Origin of the sequence: Maricurvus nonylphenolicus (genome assembly GCF_042854845.1) — a bacterium.
Taxonomy (GTDB): Bacteria; Pseudomonadota; Gammaproteobacteria; order Pseudomonadales; family Cellvibrionaceae; genus Maricurvus; species Maricurvus nonylphenolicus.
This window is the reverse complement of record NZ_AP031498.1, coordinates 2,169,590-2,188,317: the sequence shown is the minus strand read 5'-3', so window position 1 is coordinate 2,188,317 and position 18,728 is coordinate 2,169,590. Positions and strand designations below refer to the sequence as shown.

The window sequence follows — 18,728 nt, the reverse complement described above, 5'->3', positions numbered from 1 at the left end:
CCACAACCCTTATACCAACAATACTTGCAGTAAAAGACCCTCAATGATAGCGTTAAATAAATACTTCAACGAATTCCGGGTCCAAAATGAACACAGCCTATATCTTTGATGCCATCCGTACACCACGGGGTAAAGCCAGTGAAAAAGGCAGCCTGCATGAACTGCTGCCACTGGAGCTTCTGAGCGCTCTCTATAAAGCACTGGAACAGCGCAACGACCTGGACCCAAAACATATCAACGACATTATTCTCGGCTGTGTTACCCAAACCGGCGAACAAGCCGCCAACGTTGCCAAAACCTCCGCCATGTACGCGGGTTGGCCGCAGCACATCCCAGGGCTCACCCTCAATCGCTACTGCTCCTCTGGCATTGATGCGATTAACTTTGCCGCCATGAAAGTGATGACCGGTAACGATGAACTGGTAGTCGCCGGCGGTGTAGAAATGATGTCGCGAGCCCCCATGCTTTCGGATAAACCCGCTGCCTTTATCAACCCCAAACTTGCAGCCAAGCTGGGCATGTTAATGATGGGCAATGGCGCCGACCTGATAGCCAGCCTGCATAACGTATCAAGAGAAGATGCTGATCAAATCGCCGTAACCAGTCACCAACGTGCTCACCAGGCACAACAGGAAGGCCGCTTTAAAGGCATTATTCCCATCTACAACCCGATTAAAGATGTCACACTCAGTCACGACGAATTGGTACGCCCGGATAACAGTCTGGAAAAACTGGCGGCTCTTGAACCCTCCTTCGCCGAACTGGGCGCTAAAGGCTTAGATGCCGTACAGCTGGCTGGTAATCCGCAGCTCGACGCGATTAACCATATCCATACCGCAGGCAATTCCCCCGGTATGGCCGATGCCGCCGCAATATTGTTAATTGGCTCCGAAGCTATTGGTAAACAACTTAACCTAAAACCCAGAGCTATTATTCACGGCATGATCAATATCAACGATGATGCTCTGCAAGTTGTATCCGGCTGTGTCACCGCCGCCAAACAATTGATGGTAAAAGAAGGTTTAACCAATGAAGATATCGACCTGTTCGAAATTCACGAGGCCTTTGCCGCCACCATCGCCAAGTGCAAACAGGACTTGGAAATCGATGACAGCAAACTCAATGTAAACGGCGGCTGCCTATCCATGGGCCACCCTCTAGGCGCAACCGGCGCAGTAATGGCAGGTACCCTTCTCGATGAACTGGAACGACAGGATTTGAAGCGTGGTATTGTCGCAGCCAGTGGCGCAGCAGGTGCAGGTACAGCACTATTGATCGAAAGAGTTTAAACCCAAGACAAGCATTGCACATAGGTAGGAGGCAGTCGGGGGAAGCTGATCGTAGCAATCAGCCCATGCTTAAGCGGCAGGAAAAAGTCAGAGTAGTCGCGGAGGTTGTTTGAGTGCCTTATACGAGTTTACGCAGCGCTGACTTTTTCCTGCCGCTTATGGGCGCGAAGAGCAGCTTCCCCCGACTGCCTCCGGATTTAAAACTTTAAACTAAGCTTCTTGAACTAATTTCCCCGGGCGAGAGAGCCGAGGCACTAAAACAGGCGTCTGAGCCTTATAAGCCTCATAATCAGCATTCCCCTGCCACTTAAGATCAGTAGCGCCTTCCAACGTCGGAATACCACTGACCTTCGTCAAAAGAAAAATCACAAACAACGGAGAAATCATCGCCACATTCTGCCAGCCTTCCAACACAGGCCAAGCTAATACACACACACCAATCCATAACACGATTTCACCAAAGTAATTTGGATGGCGGGAATAAGCCCACAAACCTGTACGAATAAAATCCTTGCGACCATTTAAGCTGGCGCGGAATACGCGTTTCTGCCGATCAGCTATGACTTCAATGGCAAAACCGCTTAGCCATAACGCCACACCAATCCAACCCACAATACCCATTTCCAGACGATTGCCGGAAGTAATGGCCACCAACGCACACGCTGCTGTTACCACAACCCATAATCCCTGAAGGGTCCAGGCAGTCACAAAACGCAATGGATTAGGTTTAATTTTATCGAAGCGACTGTCAGCCCCATCCTGTTTAATACGCATAAACAGGAAACTGCCCAAACGCGCGGCCCATACCATTACCATCCCAGCCAATAAGGCAGAGCGTACATCTACCGCAGGGCTTAAACTAACAGCCAGTACGGTCAACAAGATATACGTCAGACTACCCGTCAGGTCATAATAATGTTCGGTTTGATAAATATAGGCAGGGACAAACGCCAGCCATTGCACAACAAAAGACAACAACACACACACGGCAAACAACGGTAAACCTGCCACCATTGCCCCCGCCTGACTTCCCGCCCAGGCTAAAACAGCACCTAGCAGCAAGCACACACTTATCGCGATCAACGCGCGAAGGTACTTATTCATTTTACTATTCTCTTACTCTGGCTATCGTTTTATTTATTATTGAGTCCATATTAAAACATAACTTTCAATACAGGACCCACAAAACAACATTACTCCTAAAGCCAACCACGGTCAATTCCTCTCACTCCGATATAAACACCGAGGTTATTGGCAAACTGAAGCTTACTTGTTAACCTCAAACCATTAACTTTCACTAAAAGACCCTAAATTGAGATACAACAATGAGTGACACGGTAGCCTGCCTCTACGAAGGACTAAATAAAGATCCCATTGCATTGGCAGCAATCGAAGGAGACCGGTCCCTCACCTACCAACAACTGGTAACACAATCGGAAGCTCTAGCCCTCGCGCTTCGTGACGCCCTGCCCGCTGGCGTACCCGTAGCACTATGTGCACAGAATACCCTGGAACATCTGCAAAGCTTTCTTGCTATTTTGCTGGGCGGTTTTATCTGGGTTCCCATAAACCCAAAGAATGGCCAACCTCTTAACCGACATCTACTCGACAGCGTACAACCTGCACTGATCCTAACTGATAGTACGAGTGTAAAGTCACTCCCGGATCATAACTTTACCCAGTGGCTTTTAGATGACAGCCAAGACAACCTTACGCTTCGGATAAAACCCTATCTAAACCAAAGCTTCACTCCAACAACCCCAAACGCAGATGATGTGATGGGCATTAAATTTACGGGCGGCACCACTGGTACCCCTAAAGGCGTGATTCAAACCCACGCCAATGTAAACGCCGTTATCGATCATCTGCAAACGCTTTATCAATTCCAGCAAGATGATCGCAACCTCGCCATCGCCCCCCTAACCCATGGCGGTTCGCACTATATACTGCCCATTCTTGCCGCCGGTGGTTGCCACCTGCTTATGCCAACACCCGATGTAAATGCCATTACCCAAGCACTTAAACATCAACGTGCCAGCATCAGCTTTATGCCCCCAACGCTGATTTACAAACTGCTCGATGAAACAGATATAAATGCTGAAGACTGCCCTCACCTGCGCCACATAACCTACAGCGCCGCCCCCATGCCACCAGAGCGCATACAACAATTTCACCAGCGCCTTGGCACCAAGCTTTCAACGCTCTACGGCCAAACCGAAGCCCCCATGACCATCACAGCCATGGCACCGGAGGATTTAGCCCAACCACATCTCATTGCATCCGTTGGCAAAGCCTGCGCACAAAGCGAAATATCTATTTTGGATGAAAACCTTAATCCACTACCCCACAACCAGGTCGGCCAAATAGCAGTGCGAGGCGCAATAGTTACGCCAGCCTACTTCAACGCACCACACCAAACTCGCGAAGCTTTTCATGATGACTGGCTTCTGACGGGTGATCTTGGCGAACTCAATGAAGAGGGTTATTTGTTTCTTAAAGGCCGCGCTAAAGAAATGATTATTAGCGGCGGCTTTAATGTCTACCCCGCCGAAGTCGAAAACATTATTGCTCAACACCCTGCTATCAGTGAATGCGTTGTGGTGGGCATTGCCGACGACTACTGGGGTGAAAGAGTTGAAGCGGCTATCTGTACTCACCCAGGCCAAGCTATCGATAACGAAGAACTCCTACAAGCAGTTAAAACGCAATTGGGTTCCGTCAAAACCCCAAAACAGCTACACCACTTTGCTACTCTGCCGCGTAATCCAGTAGGAAAGGTAGTGCGACGGGATATTCTTGAGCTTATTGAACGGCGAGTTTGAAACCCCGGTTCATCCAAGGGTGGGTGGCACCTACTCCCGGCTGCAAGACTTGTACTGGGGCGCTCGCTCTGCGGAACTCGCTTCGCTCAGACAGTCCTCGAAAGCGCTCCCACCCCAGTACAAGTCTTAAACGCAGCCTGATTGGTCCTAGGCACCACCCACCCTTGGATAAACCTACCTTCAGTAAATTAAATACCTTTTTGAGCTAGCACTGAGGGGAGGAGACAGTCGGTAAGGCTGCTCGTAGCAATCAGCCCATCGTTTAAGCGGCAGGCAAAAGTCAGGGTAGTCGCGGAGGTTGTCTGAGCGTTTTATTGCGAGTTTACGTAGCGCTGACTTTTGCCTGTCGCTTATGGGCGCGAAGAGCAGCCTTACCGACTGGCTCCGGGTTCGAGCCTCCTACGTAAAGCATAACCCCTTGTTCTTAAACAATTTTTACCTATCAAACAGCCTATCAATTTCAGTTATAAAAACCGTGAACCCCTAGTCCAACATATAACTTGCATTAAAAGACCAAAGTGATAAGCTTTTCAAACTTGCACTAAAAGACCAACGTTTGTATCTATCCCTGACTAGCCATCAGGTACCGCGTCCCAAGCAAGTGACTATAAAAAATCTAATAAGAAAGTCCACGTCCAGCGGTATCGGGCGGCCAAAGGAGAAACAACGTGAAAACTAAACCAAGAAAGAAAGTCTTGGCGCAGGCTATTGCCCTGTCCGCCACTCTCGGAACCACCTTAGGCACCACCCTGCCCGCCATGGCAGATGAACTGACACTCGAAGAAGTGATTGTTACCGCACAAAAACGCGCTCAGGGCCTGCAAGATGTACCTATCTCCATCAGCGCTATCAGCGGTGCAAAAATTGAAGACTTCAACATCAGCTCTATGGGCGATTTATCCGGTTCAGTACCTAACCTGCAGATCACCAAAACAGGTATCACCAACCAAATCGGTATGCGCGGTATTTACTCCGGTGCTAACAAAGGCTTTGAGCAATCCGTTGCCATGTATGTCGACGAGGTTTATTACGGCCGAGGCCAATTAATTCGTTTACCGCTGGTAGACCTTGAACGCGTTGAAGTATTGCGTGGCCCACAACCTACCCTGTTTGGCAAAAACGCCATCGCCGGTGCTATCAGTCTAACCTCTAAAAAACCGACTCAGGAATTCGAAGCCTCATTATCTACCCTGTATGAGTTCGAACATGACGAACGCAAAACCGTTGCCATTGTTTCCGGCCCACTGACCGATGAACTGGCAGGCCGTTTGGTTCTGTCCCATCGCGAGATGGACGGCTGGTTGGAAAACACCACTCTGAAACGCGAAGAGCCTAATGTAAAAGAAACCTATGTACGCGGCACCCTGGTTTGGGAACCCACCGAAGAGCTTAGCGTAACCCTGAAAGCCGAAACCTCAGAGTTTGATACCGCTGGTCGCTCGATGGAAAACCACAGCCCACAAGGTATTTATTCGTCAGTTCCCGCCTTTGCCAATGTCGATACCAAGGAAGACTACAAACGTCAGGACAACGGCCAGGAAAGTGATAACCAGGTCGACAATCTGGTTTTAAACGTTGAGTACGAACTGGGCGAATACACCCTGACTTCAACCACCGCGCACCTGGAATACAACGCACGCGAATTGATTGACGTGGATTACACCGCTCTGGATGTATTTAACGGTACCAACCAGGGTGAAGACTTTAAACAGTTCAGCCAGGAAATTCGTATTGCTTCACCAACCGAAGGCAACTTTGATTATATTGCTGGCCTTTATTATCAAACCAGCGAAATGGATGTGTTTGATAATCTCTATTTTGGTCAAGCATTAGCTGGCGGTGCACTGGGCGCTGCGGTAAATGGTGTTAGCAGCAAAACCTTCGAACAGGATTCCGATGTTTGGTCTGTATTTGCCCAGTTTAACTGGCGTATCACCGATCAACTGTCTCTAACTGTTGGCGGTCGCTATAGCGATGAAGATAAAGAAGGTTCACGTACCCTTGTCAACGACGGTTCTGCCACCATTGGTGGTCAACCTGGATTTGACGCTACGCTGGCGTTCTTGGGTATCAACGCCCACAGCATCAGCGACAAGCGCAACGAAAACCAGTTTGATCCGTTAGTGAATCTGCAATACGACATCAACGACAACACCATGGTGTATATCTCCTATACCGAAGGCAGTAAAGCTGGCGGTTTTGATATGCGCTCGAACAACCTGCCAACTGCAGCAACTAACCCAGGCACCTTTGAGTTTGAAGATGAACAAGCCACCAGCTATGAAATCGGTGCCAAGTTTGGTTTCGATCGTGGCGAAATCAACGCTGCTGTCTTCTATACTGAATATGAAGATCTACAGGTCACCCAGTTCGACGGCACCGTTGGCTTTAACGTACAAAACGCCGCCGAAGCGACCATTCAGGGTATTGAACTCGACGGTCGTTACCTGCTGGCAGAGAACCTGCTGCTAACCGCTTCACTGGCTTACTTGAACTTTGAGTACAAAGACTATGATGTCGCCCAGTGTGCACCCGCGCTGGTAGCGACTCAGCCACCAAGCTCAAGTGTTGCCGGTCTTTGTGATTTCTCCGGTGAACGCGCCGCGAATACACCAGAGTTTTCCGGCAATATGACACTGTCCTATGAGCACGCTGTATCCGATTGGGGCATGCTGAGCTATGCACTGAATATGGACTACAGTGATCATTACTATGCCAGCTCTACCCTGGACCCTAACTCAAAACAAGGCAGTTACACCAAATGGGGTGCACGTATTGCCTTGGCAAACAACGATAACGACTGGCAGTTGGCACTGATCGGCAACAACCTGACCGATGAGCGTGTGCTGACGCAATCTACACCATTACCGTTATCTGAAACTCTGACAGCGGATAACGGCGTTGCCTACTACGGCATCTACGAGCGTCCGCGCAACATCGCACTGGAATTTACTTACAACTTCTAAGTGCATTGCACAGGGTCTTTCTCTCCGGCCCTGTGCCTTTTTACCAAAGGCTGTACGAGGAGAAACCAAGGTTATGAATAGACAGCAGCTACAACAGTCACTGAAATTACCGGCCATTCAGGCGCCGATGTTTTTAATCTCTGGCCCTGACATGGTGATCAATGCCTGCCGTTCTGGCATCGTTGGTTGCTTCCCAACCCCCAATGCCCGTACAACCGATATACTCGACCAGTGGATGACAGATATAAAAGCTGCGGTCGAAAACAATCACGATGCAGCCCCCTGGGCGGTAAACCTGATTGTGCATCCCTCTTATCCACGGCGCGACGCCGATCTGGATTTAATTCTTAAACATAAACCACCTATCGTTATTACTGCGCTGGGTAGCCCGCGCGATGTGGTTGAAAAAATTCATGCATACGGCGGCCTGGTATTGGCCGACGTCATCAACCCAACCTTTGCTCGCAAGGCAGCGAGCGCTGGCGTCGACGGTCTGGTACTGGTCAGTGCCGGCGCGGGAGGCCACACCGGTTACCTGTCACCCTTTGTTTTTGTTGAAGAAATTCGTCAATGGTTTGATGGGATTCTGGTGCTGGGTGGTGGCATTGCTACGGGAGCCGCGATTCACGCCACCCAAACCATGGGCGCCGACTTTGCCTATTTGGGCACACGCTTTATCCCGACAGAGGAAAGTCTGTGCCAACAGGAATATAAAACTATGGTCGTCGAATCCAATGCCGACGACATTATCACTTCCGATGCCATTACCGGTGTAAAAGCCAACTGGATGCGGCAATCGTTAATTAATGGCGGCTACGATCCCGATAATATGCCCGCCAAAGGCAATATCGATTTTGCCAATAACGGCGCCGACAACAAACGCTGGAAAGATATATGGGCCGCAGGCCAAGGCGTTGGCGCTAGCGATCAAATTACGTCTATAGCCAACATAGTCAATCAATTACATAACGAATACCAACAGTCTGTAGCACGTATGCAGCAGTTGTCATTAACTTAATTTATTACCCATATAACTAGATAGAGCAGGACACGAGTATGACTCAACTAGAACTTACCGAACGCTCCGTTATTACCAAAGCCAAAGACGGCTCCACCGCCACCGATGCACCTAGCTGGACGGCAGAAATCGACAACCCGTATCTGCACGGAGTCTACTCACCGACAACGGTAGAAACCCAGTCAGACAGCCTGGAAGTGGTCGAAGGTGAAATCCCTGCGGATTTGTTTGGGGCCTATGTGCGTAACGGACCTAACCCGGTTTTTAAACCACGCTTTAATCATCACCCCTTTGACGGCGATGGCATGATCTATAGCGTGCACTTTAAAGACGGTAAAGCCAGTTACCGTAACCGCTGGGTACAAACGGATGCCCATATTAAAGAGGCCGAAGAAGGTAAGGCAGTGTGGCCCGGAGTGATGGGGCCGTTCGACTTTGACCTGCCTGGTTTTCCTATTAAAGATACATCCAACACGGATGTCATGTATTTTAATGGCCACATTATGTCGCTGTGGTACAACGCCGGCATACCTTACAAGCTTGATACCGAAACTCTGGAAACCCAAGGCCGTGAAGATCTGAATGGCCAATTAAAACGTGCACTGTCAGCGCACTCAAAAGTTGATCTGGAAAAGGATGAATTAATCTTTTTCGACTACTTCGATGAATTCCCGCATATGAGTTATGGCATTGGCGATAAAGACGGCAACATTATTCACGAGGAAGAAATCGAATTACCCGGCCCTCGCCTGCCTCACGATATAGGTGTCACCCCTAACTACGTCATTTTGCATGACTGCCCCTTCTTCCACGACACTGAATTGCTGGAGCGAACCAACAAACGCGTCATGACTTTCCACCGCGATGTCCCCACCCGTTTTGGTGTACAACCACGTTACGGTAAAGGCAGTGAAGTTAAATGGTTTGACTGTGAACCCTGCTATATTTTGCACGTAGTGAACTGCTGGGAAGAAGGCGACTGGGTTATTCAAGTCGGCTGCCGCTCCACCAATCCTATGCCTAAGGCTGATCCTAGCGAAGGTGATCTCTCGCACATGCTGGCGTATATGCGCCTTGAAGCCAATATGTATGTGTGGAAATTTAATATGAAAACCGGTGAAGTGATCGAGCACGATATCGATACACTTAACTCCGAATTCTGCCGCAGCAACCCGCTGTATATGGGTTACAAATCCCGTTACAGCTACAACCAGTACATCATGACCCGTGAAGATGATCAGGTGAACACCCTGGCCTTTGGCGCATTGCTGAAATACGACACCGAAAACGGTGACTGCCAGCGTTACGATTACGGCAAAGGCGTGTTTGGCAGTGAAGCACCCTTCTGCCCTAAACGCGGTGCGACCCGTAACGACCCGGAAGATGCCGGTTATCTGATTACTTTCACCACGGATACTAACGATTGGTCATCCTACTGTTTAATCTTTGATGCCAAAGACATCACCAGCGGACCTGTGTGCAAATTGCGTTTGCCGCACCGTCTGCCCTTTGGTTTCCACAGTAACTGGATACGCGGCGAGGACATTTGGAAGTAACACCTATGCGGGCAGTTCGCTAACTTAAAACTAAAATCAATAGAACTGCCCCGCTTACATCAATATTAAAAACAATGATTACGATAGCCTTATGATTGCTTATGATTATTACGCCAAAGACAACATCGGCCTACTACCGCCAACAAGGTTTATGGGCCGATCGCCAACTTCATGAACTGCTGTTTGAACACGCAGATCTAAAAGGTACGGAAACAGCACTGGTAGATCCCGCTAACAAGCAAGATCTAACCGGTGAAGCAGCGCAACGGTTTACCTTTAACGAAGTGGCCGATGCCATTACTCAGCTGTGTGCCAGGCTCTTTAGCCTGGGTATCCGACAAGACGATATACTGCTGGTTCAAATGCCCAATATTGCCGAGCTGGCCTTTCTGTATCTCGCAGCCTCTCGGCTGGGTGCCATTATCAGCCCGGTACCCATGCAATATCAGGAAAACGAGCTAACCGACATTATTGCCCTGCTTAAACCAGCAGCGGTGATAGGTGTGGCAACGTTTAAGCATGAAGATGCCATGGTCTGCCTACTCAATGCCTGTGAGCAGGAGAACCACAACGCACGAAAAATGAGTTTTGGTCAACACGGGAAATGTGATCAACTGACTTATCAAGGTGTCGACAAAACTCCGTTACAGCAAAGTAACCACTATTGTGAAAACAGAACCCAGTCCGGTGATGATATTTTTACGATCTGTTGGACCTCCGGCACAGAGGGAGCGCCCAAAGGTATCCCCCGCTCTCATAATCAGTGGTTAACGGTGGGGTTGGCAACCTATCAAGGTAATCGTATTCAGGCCGGTGAAACGCTGCTAAATCCCTTCCCGTTTATCAATATGGCCTCCATTGGCGGTTTGTTTTTAAGCTGGCTCTATAGTGGCGGTAAACTGGTGTTACACCATCCGCTGGAGTTACCGGTTTTTCTTCGTCAATTGGTTGAAGAGGAAGTCAGTTACACCCTGGCACCTCCAGCGTTGCTTAATGGCTTGCTAAAAAATGAAGCTCTCTTGGCGCAGTGCGATTTCAGTCGCCTTCGAGCCATTGGCTCCGGCTCTGCACCGCTGGACGACTGGATGGTGGAGGGATTCAAACAGCGCTTCAATATAGAAATCGTCAACCACTTTGGCTCCAATGAAGGGGTATGCCTGCTTTGCGGGCCAGATCACACCCAATCCCCGCATACCCGCGCGCGTTTGTTCCCCCGCGCGCACGACACCTTGATTACCCGCCTGATAGACCCCTTATCAGAAGATGAAATCACGACGCCCGGGAAGGAAGGTGAGTTACAAATTAAAGGCCCGAGTGTGTTTGATGGTTACTTCCGCCAGCCGGAAAAAACCCTGCAATCATTTACCGAAGATGGCTATTACAAGACCGGTGACATATTTGCGATCAGCACTGACGACGATCGCTTCTATGAGTTTGTCGGTCGCAGCAAAGATCTGATTATTCGAGGTGGTATGAACATCGCACCGGCGGAACTGGACAACCTTATCAGCAGCCACCCGGATATTGCTGAAGCCGCTGTAGCGGGTTATCACTGCGATATTATGGGGGAAAGAATCGCCGCCTATATTGTCCCAAAAGAAGGCAATGTAGATAAAGCTCAACTGTCACTCGAAGATATTGTCAGTTTTCTGAAAGAGCAAAAAGTCGCGGTTTACAAACTGCCGGAACATTTGGAAATTTTATCATCCTTGCCACGTAACCCCCTTGGCAAGGTTATGCGTAATCAACTCAGAGAAGCACGATAATGACTGCAATTTATCTATTAGGCGGAACCCAAACCGATTTCGCCCGCAACTGGTCCCGCGAAGGCCTGTCGATTTACGATATGTTTGCCGAAACGCTCAATCAGGGGCTGGAGCAAACTCAAATAGACGTTAACGATATTGCCGTAGGCCACGTTGGTAACTTTGTCAGCGACCTGTTTACCGGTCAGGCACAACTCAATGGTTTTTTTGGCCATGTCCACCCTGCCCTGCACAATATCCCCACCTCGCGCCATGAAGCCGCCTGTGCTTCTGGTTCTATGGCATTACTGGCCGCCATGCGTGATATAGAATCCGGGCACTATCCCCTGGCTTGCGTATTGGGTATCGAGTATATGCGAAACGTCGATGGCGCAACCGGGGCCGATCATCTCGCCGCAGCGGCCTGGCGTGGCATAGAAACCGAAGGCTGTACCTATCCTTGGCCGCACATGTTTGCCAATCTGTTTGATATTTATCAGGAGCGCTACGGCACCTCGATTGAGTACCTGCGTGAAATTGGTAAAAACAACTTTGCCAACGCCAAAAATAATCCCCTGGCGCAAACACGCCACTGGCAATTGGAAGACTGCAATTTTTCCGATGATGAAAAAGCAAACCCAATCATCGAAGGTCAATTACGCAAACAGGATTGCGGCCAGATTACCGACGGTGCCGCAGTGATGTTTTTAGCCAATGAGGATTATGCACGCAAGTACGCTAAACAACGCAATTTATCATTGTCTGACCTGCCACGTATTAAAGGCTGGGGCCACCGCAGTGCTGCGCTGTTAATGGATCGTAAACTGGAACTGGGCCAAGGCCAGCCTTTGGTGTTTCCACATGTTAAAGATACCTTTGACGATGCCCTGCGACGTGCCGGACTTAATGATGTGAAGCAACTTGACGGCCTGGAAGTTCATGATTGCTTCACCATGACCGAATATATGATTATCGACCACTCAGGTTTAACCGCACCCGGCGAATCCTATCGGGCCATTGATGACGGCAGTATTTTTATGGGCGGACAACTACCGATTAACCCTAGCGGTGGATTGATTGGTTTGGGCCACCCTGTAGGTGCCACCGGCGTGCGCATGATGCTCGATGCTTACAAACAAGTCAGAGGCGAAGCCGGTGATTGCCAGGTAGAAGGTGCCAACAATTTTGGTATTTTCAATTTGGGCGGCAGCGCAACCACTTGCGCTACCTTCGTCGTAGGGAAAGACTAAAGAATAGCAGGGAAAGTTTAACGCCTTTCGAGAACCGTCACCACGGTGGCGGCTTCTTCGGTTTCATAAAAGCCACCACCATTCTCAGCTACCGCAATACGGGCATTCTCAACCTGACGTTGGCCAGCTTCGCCGCGTAACTGGGTCACCAGTTCATGCAGTTGCATAATGCCGGTCGCACCAACTGGATGACCTTTAGATACCAAACCACCGGAAGGGTTTACCGGTACCTTACCTCCCAGCTTGGTATGCCCTGCTTCACTAAAGGCACCACCTTCACCGATAGGACACAGCCCCAGGTTTTCTACCTGCTGAATTTCTGAATAGGCCGTAGCATCATGCACCTCAGCCACATCAATATCGGCAGGATCCAATGCCGCTTCTTCATAGGCTTTTAATGCAGCTACGCGACCAATGTGGTTGGCAAAATCCGTCGCCTCACGCGGGCTACCACTGGTAAGGCTAATACCACGGATTAATACCGAGCGCTGCTCCTGCAAGCGTGATAAACCACGTTCGGAACACACCACCGCTGCCGCAGCGCCATCGGATATTGGCGCACACATGGGCAAGGTAAAGGGCCAACTGATCAGACGGCCGCTGAGCACTTCTTCAATCGACATATCGGTTTGGTACTGTGCCATGGGATTCATGGTTGAATGCCAATGGTTTTTGGCCGCCACCGCAGCAAGTTGACGCTGCGAGGTCCCAAAGGACTCCATATGCAAACGCGCCTGAGCGGCATAACTATCCATAAAGAAGCTGCGCTGGCCAGTATCTACATTGCGAAGCTCTGCTGGAATAAGATGCTCTGCCTGGCCTTCCACCAGAGTTTGAAATTCTTCCAGGCGATGGATATCCGTACCGCCCATAAAGGCGCGAAACATGGCATCACGTTTATCGGGGAAGAACATCTTTTCAGCCCCGGCCACCAACGCGATATCACTCATACCGGCGCGAATATGGGCAACCGCCTGCAACAGCGCCGTAGAACCCGATGCACAAGCATTTTCAACATTGGCGATAGGAATGCCCTTAAAACCCAAAGGCCGTAAAGCACACTGACCGCGAATAGCATTCTGCCCTTCCAGCAAACCTTGGCGGGTATTAGAAAACCAGGCGGCTTCAATACTATCAATTTCAGCACCGGCATCTTTTAGTGCCGCATGAACCGCCTCACCAGTCAGATCCTTTACCGAGCGATCAACAAATTTTCCCAAGCCGGTCATACCGATACCGGCGATAAAAACCTTGCTCATTTAGGGCCTACGCTGTTCACAGGCCATTTGCTTTGCACAATGCGAAAGCGATCAGCCACAAAGGCCAAATCGGTTAAACAGGCATTACCCGCTCGGGTTAATCCCGTCACATGATAATCACTGTAAGCGGCGGCAAAATTAATCGGCATACCCATTAGATTAAATGCCACAGACGCCCCGGCACGGTGATAGGCTTCTTCCGCCTTGCACATAAAGGCTTCATCGGTTGAATACACATGTGAAGTGATAGCACCTTTTTCTCGCACACCCTCGGTTGCCAACTCAAGTGCTTGCTCAGCGCTAGTAGCGCGGATCAGAAACGAAACGGGGCCAAAACGCTCATCGCCATAAAGTTCCTTAGCGTCTTTCTCCGCTTCAATAATTAACGGCGTTGCCGTGCGCGCCTGCGGGAAGTCAGGATGCGCATAAGGCGCGGAGTCACGAACCACTCTGGCAAAAGGAGAGGCTTTCGCCTGCTCTCGTATAGATGCAATTTCATCCTTCACAGCATCATTCACCAAAGCACCACAAAGCGTGGCCGCTTTCTTCTTATCCGCAAGATGCTGCTCTACGCCTTTAATAATGGCAGTTTTTACACTATCAAAACTAACCTGCTCACCTTTAACGCGAATACCGTCTTTAGGGATATAGATATTCTGCACACTGGTACACATTTGCGCAGAGGCCTGGCACAAGGAATGGGATATACCCGTCGCCATCGCTTCGAGATTATCAGTAGATTCAATCACCACCGAATTACAGCCAGCGGTTTCGGTATACACCAATGCCTGACGACAGTTCTGTTCAATCCACTCACCAAACTGCGGACTGCCGGTAAAATCGATAATGGCGGTATCAGGATGTTTTAACAGATCCATGGTTACGGGTTCATCACGTGTATCAGCAACCATCGTCACCAAATCAGGATTAAAACCTGCTTTGCTCAAAACATCACGAAAGATATTTACACATAGAGCAACAGGCAAAATACCATTGGGATGCGGCTTGATAACCACCGGGTTACCCGTCGCCAAACTGGCCATAACGGCAGGATAGCCGTTCCATTGCGGAAAAGTCGCGCAAGTAATAACCACACCCACACCACGCGGCATCAGTCGATAACGTTTTTCCAAATGGGCTTTTTCCGGGCCACCAAAACCTCTTTCCCAGCGGGCATTTTCGGGGACATCTTTCATCGCCTTGTAGGCGTACACCAGCGCTTCCAGGCCACGATCCAATGCATTAGCACCACAACCGGCAAAGGCCATAATGTAGCTCTGCCCCGCCGTGTGCATGGTCGCGTGGGCGTTAACAAACAACGCCTCAGGCGCACCACAGCGATCCAGCATTTCCAAACAGACACCGACTCGCTCTTCCACCGAGGCCAAACGCCAGGTGTCCATAGCCGCCGTTGCCGCAGCGAAAGTTTCAGCCACATTGACTTCCGGGTAACGGATACCTAAGGGCTCACCGGTAAACGGTGAAATCTCATTGCCTACCCACGCCTGTTGTGCGGGCAAATCCATACTAAAGTCCTGCCCCAGCAGAGACTTAAACTTTTCTGCCCCCGCAGCAGGAAGTTCCTTACCGTGGATTTTACTGCTGGGAGATTCCGTATAAGCCGTCCAGGAGTAACGCTTCTCGCAGGCATCCAGAGCCTTATTGAACTTGTCAGCGTGTTTTTCAAACAATGACATTATCTTCTACCTATGGGTAAAAGCATACTTGCCAAACAAGACCAGAGCTATAAACCCCAGAGGCAAGAGTGCTTATTTTATTTATTAATATTTACTTGCACTATAAGACCCTTAATCATTCATTTCAACAGAATTCAGGTAGCAACCCAGTGGATATTGCCCACAACTATCACCAATACTAATAACGCTCTATCACCTTAATAAATATCCATTATGGCTTTAGCTCTGGTAGGCTTAAAACCATCGTTTACAACGCTCAACAGGGATACACCATGATCGAATCACTCTTTTCAATGCAGGACAAAGTCTGTGTAGTAACCGGTGGCAGCCGTGGTCTGGGAGCCTTTATTACCCAAGGCTTTCTGGAGTCAGGCGCTAAACGTGTATATATCACCGCACGCAAAGCCGAAGCCTGTATCGAAGCCGCGGAAGAGCTGAGCCAATACGGTGAATGTATTGCCATTCCTGGTGATGTAGCCACATCAGAAGGCCTGCAAAACCTGGTCGCCGAGCTGACCAAACGTGAAGATTCTATTGATGTACTGGTAAACAATGCCGGTACCGGCTGGGGCGCTCCTTTCGGTCAGTTCCCGGAAAAAGGCTGGGACAAGGTGATGGATATCAACGTCAAGGCGCCCTTCTTTTTAACTCAGGCCTTAGCACCATTGCTGAAACAAAACGCTGATGAAAAGAATACCGCCAGCGTGATTAACATTGGTTCTATTGCCGGTATTGCTGGCCACGCGCTGGATAACTTTAGTTACGCCGCATCAAAAAGCGCAATCCACCAACTGACACGTGTATTGGCTACTGAACTGGCATCAGATCACGTGCGTGTAAACGCCATCGCACCGGGTCGTTTTTATTCCAAGCTGACCGAATTCCTCAGCAACGATAAAGAAGCCTTTGACGCAGAAATGGAAACTATTCCAATGCGTCGCTGGGGTGAACCTACCGATATTGCTGGTGTTGCGATAATGCTGTCTTCAAAAGCAGGTGCATTTATTACCGGCCAGATTTTACCGGTTGATGGTGGAACCACGCTGGTAAACTAAAAAACGAAACGCCTTAGTTTTTAATCCGGAGACAGCCGGCGAAAGCTGTTCTCCGCGCCCATAAGCGGCCGGAAAAAGTCAGCGCTACGTAAACTCCCTATCGGTCAAACAACCTCCGCGACTACCCTGACTTTTTCCGGCCGCTTAAGCAATGGGCTGATTGCTACGATCAGCTTCCCCCGACTGCCTCCTTCTATTGTGCCAATCCTTACATTCTTTATTTTGCAGAAGGTAGGTTTACCCAAGGGGGGATGGTGCCTATGACCAATCAGGCTGCGTTTAAGGCTTCTCCTGAGGCGGGAGCGTGGACGAGGACTGTCTGAGCGTTTTTTGCGAGTTCCGCAGTGCGAGCGCCACAGGAGAAGTCTTGCAGCCGGGAATAGGTGCCATCCCCCCTTGGGTAAACCGGGGCATTAACTCAATACAAAAAAGGCCCCTATAAAAAATAGAGGCCAGTTGCTGGATGGGCTGTACATCACAAGCAAGAAACTAACTAAAAGCGTTTACCTTAACTCGGGAACGAGAAGTTAACCCCTTCACGTACATTACTGGAAGGCCAGCGCTGAGTGATGGTTTTGCGCTTGGTGTAAAAACGAACACCGTCTGGACCATAGGCATGCAGGTCACCAAACAGTGAACGCTTCCAACCACCAAAGCTGTGATAAGCAACCGGTACTGGCAGTGGGATATTGATACCTACCATGCCCACTTCAATATAATCAGAGAAGTAACGCGCAGCTTCACCATCACGGGTAAAGATACAAGTACCATTGCCGTACTCGTGATCGTTAATCAGCTGCATGGCTTCTTCCATGGTGTTTACACGGATAACCTGTAATACGGGGCCAAAGATCTCGGCTTTGTAGCTAACCATATCCGGCTTAACATTATCGATCAGGGTGGCGCCAACATAGAAACCATTCGGATGGCCTTCAACGTCTGGCTGACGACCGTCAACCACAACGGTGGCACCATCGGCTTCTGCACTGCTGATATGACCCACAACTTTTTCCTGGTGGACCTGAGTGATCACTGGGCCAAAATCATTTTCAGAATTGTTAAAGGCACCAACTTTCAGTGGCTTCATCGCTTCTTGCAGTTTGGCAACCAGATCATCACCCGCCTGCTGACCTACAGCAACGGCTACAGACAGTGCCATGCAACGCTCACCGGAAGAACCAAACGCCGCGCCCAGCAATTGGTTAACCGCGTTATCCATATCGGCATCGGGCATAATGATCGCGTGGTTTTTCGCACCACCCAATGCCTGACAGCGCTTACCGTTTGCATTCGCCGTAGCGTAAATATATTCAGCAATCGGTGTAGAACCTACAAAGCTAACGGCTTTAACGCGTCGATCAGTCAGCAGCACATCAACCGCTTCTTTATCCCCGTTTACTACATTCAGTACGCCTTTTGGCAGACCTGCTTCGTGCAGCAACTGAGCAATGTACAGGGTAGAAGAAGGATCACGTTCGGAAGGCTTCAGCACAAAGGTATTACCGCAAGCGATGGCCAGCGGGAACATCCACATAGGCACCATGGCCGGGAAGTTAAACGGGGTAATGCCCGCAACCACACCCAGTGGCTGGAACTCACTCCAGGAATCAATACCTGGGCCAACATTGCGGTTGTGCTCACCTTTTAACAGTTCAGGTGCACCGCAGGCATATTCCACATTCTCGATACCGCGCTGTAACTCACCCATGGCATCGTGAGAAATTTTACCGTGCTCTTCACCAATCATTTTGCAGATGGTTTCGGCGTTTTCTTCCAGCAACTGCTTAAAGCGGAACATCACACGGGCACGCTTCAGCGGTGGTGTATCACGCCATGCAGGGAAGGCGGCTTCTGCTGCGGCAATCGCATTACTGACGGTAGCCTGATCAGCCAAGGCCACTTGTTTAGAAACCTCACCGGTAGAAGGATTAAATACATCTTGGCTACGACCGCTTTCGCCAGCCGCATTGATGATTTCTCCATTAATCAGATGACCTACAACTGTCATTGTGTATTCCTCAATAATTATTTATTCGCGTATAACGTATTCTTTTCTTGATCTGCTGGAAGC

Annotated in this window: 12 protein-coding genes; 8 read left to right on the top strand and 4 right to left on the bottom strand. The window is 49.6% G+C overall.

Annotated features, from left to right (window positions below; all coding sequences use genetic code 11):
* Window positions 1–86: 86 nt before the first annotated feature.
* Window positions 87–1,289 (top strand): acetyl-CoA C-acyltransferase, encoded by a 1,203-nt coding sequence (locus tag ACGHZ6_RS09430; RefSeq protein ID WP_390618591.1) that lies wholly within the window; start codon window positions 87–89, stop codon window positions 1,287–1,289.
* Window positions 1,290–1,499: 210 nt separating this feature from the next.
* On the opposite strand, the gene ACGHZ6_RS09425 is transcribed toward ACGHZ6_RS09430, so the two are convergent.
* Window positions 1,500–2,393: a DUF1295 domain-containing protein gene (locus ACGHZ6_RS09425; protein ID WP_390618590.1), complete on the bottom strand. Its 894-nt coding sequence runs from the start codon at window positions 2,391–2,393 to the stop codon at window positions 1,500–1,502.
* Between the two features lie 221 nt (window positions 2,394–2,614).
* On the opposite strand from ACGHZ6_RS09425, the gene ACGHZ6_RS09420 reads away from it, so the two are divergent.
* The 6 genes from ACGHZ6_RS09420 (at window position 2,615) to ACGHZ6_RS09395 (ending at window position 12,646) form a co-directional block, all read left to right on the top strand.
* A complete protein-coding gene (locus ACGHZ6_RS09420) occupies window positions 2,615–4,111 on the top strand; it encodes a class I adenylate-forming enzyme family protein (protein WP_390618589.1) in 1,497 nt (498 codons plus the stop codon).
* A gap of 668 nt (window positions 4,112–4,779) precedes the next feature.
* Window positions 4,780–7,077: a TonB-dependent receptor gene (locus ACGHZ6_RS09415; protein ID WP_390618587.1), complete on the top strand. Its 2,298-nt coding sequence runs from the start codon at window positions 4,780–4,782 to the stop codon at window positions 7,075–7,077.
* A gap of 73 nt (window positions 7,078–7,150) precedes the next feature.
* Window positions 7,151–8,095, top strand: coding sequence for an NAD(P)H-dependent flavin oxidoreductase (locus ACGHZ6_RS09410; protein ID WP_390618586.1), 945 nt, complete (start codon window positions 7,151–7,153; stop codon window positions 8,093–8,095).
* 38 nt (window positions 8,096–8,133) lie between these two features.
* Window positions 8,134–9,651, top strand: a complete 1,518-nt coding sequence (locus ACGHZ6_RS09405) for a carotenoid oxygenase family protein (protein WP_390618585.1) — start codon at window positions 8,134–8,136, stop codon at window positions 9,649–9,651.
* Window positions 9,652–9,752: 101 nt separating this feature from the next.
* Window positions 9,753–11,417, top strand: a complete 1,665-nt coding sequence (locus ACGHZ6_RS09400) for a class I adenylate-forming enzyme family protein (protein ID WP_390618584.1) — start codon at window positions 9,753–9,755, stop codon at window positions 11,415–11,417.
* Window positions 11,417–12,646 (top strand): acetyl-CoA acetyltransferase, encoded by a 1,230-nt coding sequence (locus ACGHZ6_RS09395; RefSeq protein ID WP_390618583.1) that lies wholly within the window; start codon window positions 11,417–11,419, stop codon window positions 12,644–12,646. Before ACGHZ6_RS09400 ends, ACGHZ6_RS09395 begins: the two co-directional genes overlap by 1 nt.
* A 17-nt stretch (window positions 12,647–12,663) precedes the next feature.
* Here ACGHZ6_RS09395 and ACGHZ6_RS09390 read toward each other — a convergent pair whose 3' ends face one another.
* Complete coding sequence (locus ACGHZ6_RS09390; RefSeq protein ID WP_390618582.1) at window positions 12,664–13,905, bottom strand: thiolase family protein; 1,242 nt, start codon at window positions 13,903–13,905, stop codon at window positions 12,664–12,666.
* On the bottom strand, window positions 13,902–15,602 hold the full coding sequence (paaN, locus tag ACGHZ6_RS09385) for a phenylacetic acid degradation protein PaaN (RefSeq protein ID WP_390618581.1): 1,701 nt from the start codon (window positions 15,600–15,602) through the stop codon (window positions 13,902–13,904). Before paaN ends, ACGHZ6_RS09390 begins: the two co-directional genes overlap by 4 nt.
* 272 nt (window positions 15,603–15,874) lie before the next feature.
* On the opposite strand from paaN, the gene ACGHZ6_RS09380 reads away from it, so the two are divergent.
* Window positions 15,875–16,657 carry an SDR family oxidoreductase gene (locus ACGHZ6_RS09380; RefSeq protein WP_390618580.1) on the top strand — a complete coding sequence of 261 codons (783 nt, stop codon included), beginning with the start codon at window positions 15,875–15,877 and terminating at the stop codon, window positions 16,655–16,657.
* A 508-nt stretch (window positions 16,658–17,165) separates the two neighbouring features.
* On the opposite strand, the gene ACGHZ6_RS09375 is transcribed toward ACGHZ6_RS09380, so the two are convergent.
* On the bottom strand, window positions 17,166–18,665 hold the full coding sequence (locus ACGHZ6_RS09375; protein ID WP_390618579.1) for a CoA-acylating methylmalonate-semialdehyde dehydrogenase: 1,500 nt from the start codon (window positions 18,663–18,665) through the stop codon (window positions 17,166–17,168).
* Window positions 18,666–18,728: the final 63 nt, after the last annotated feature.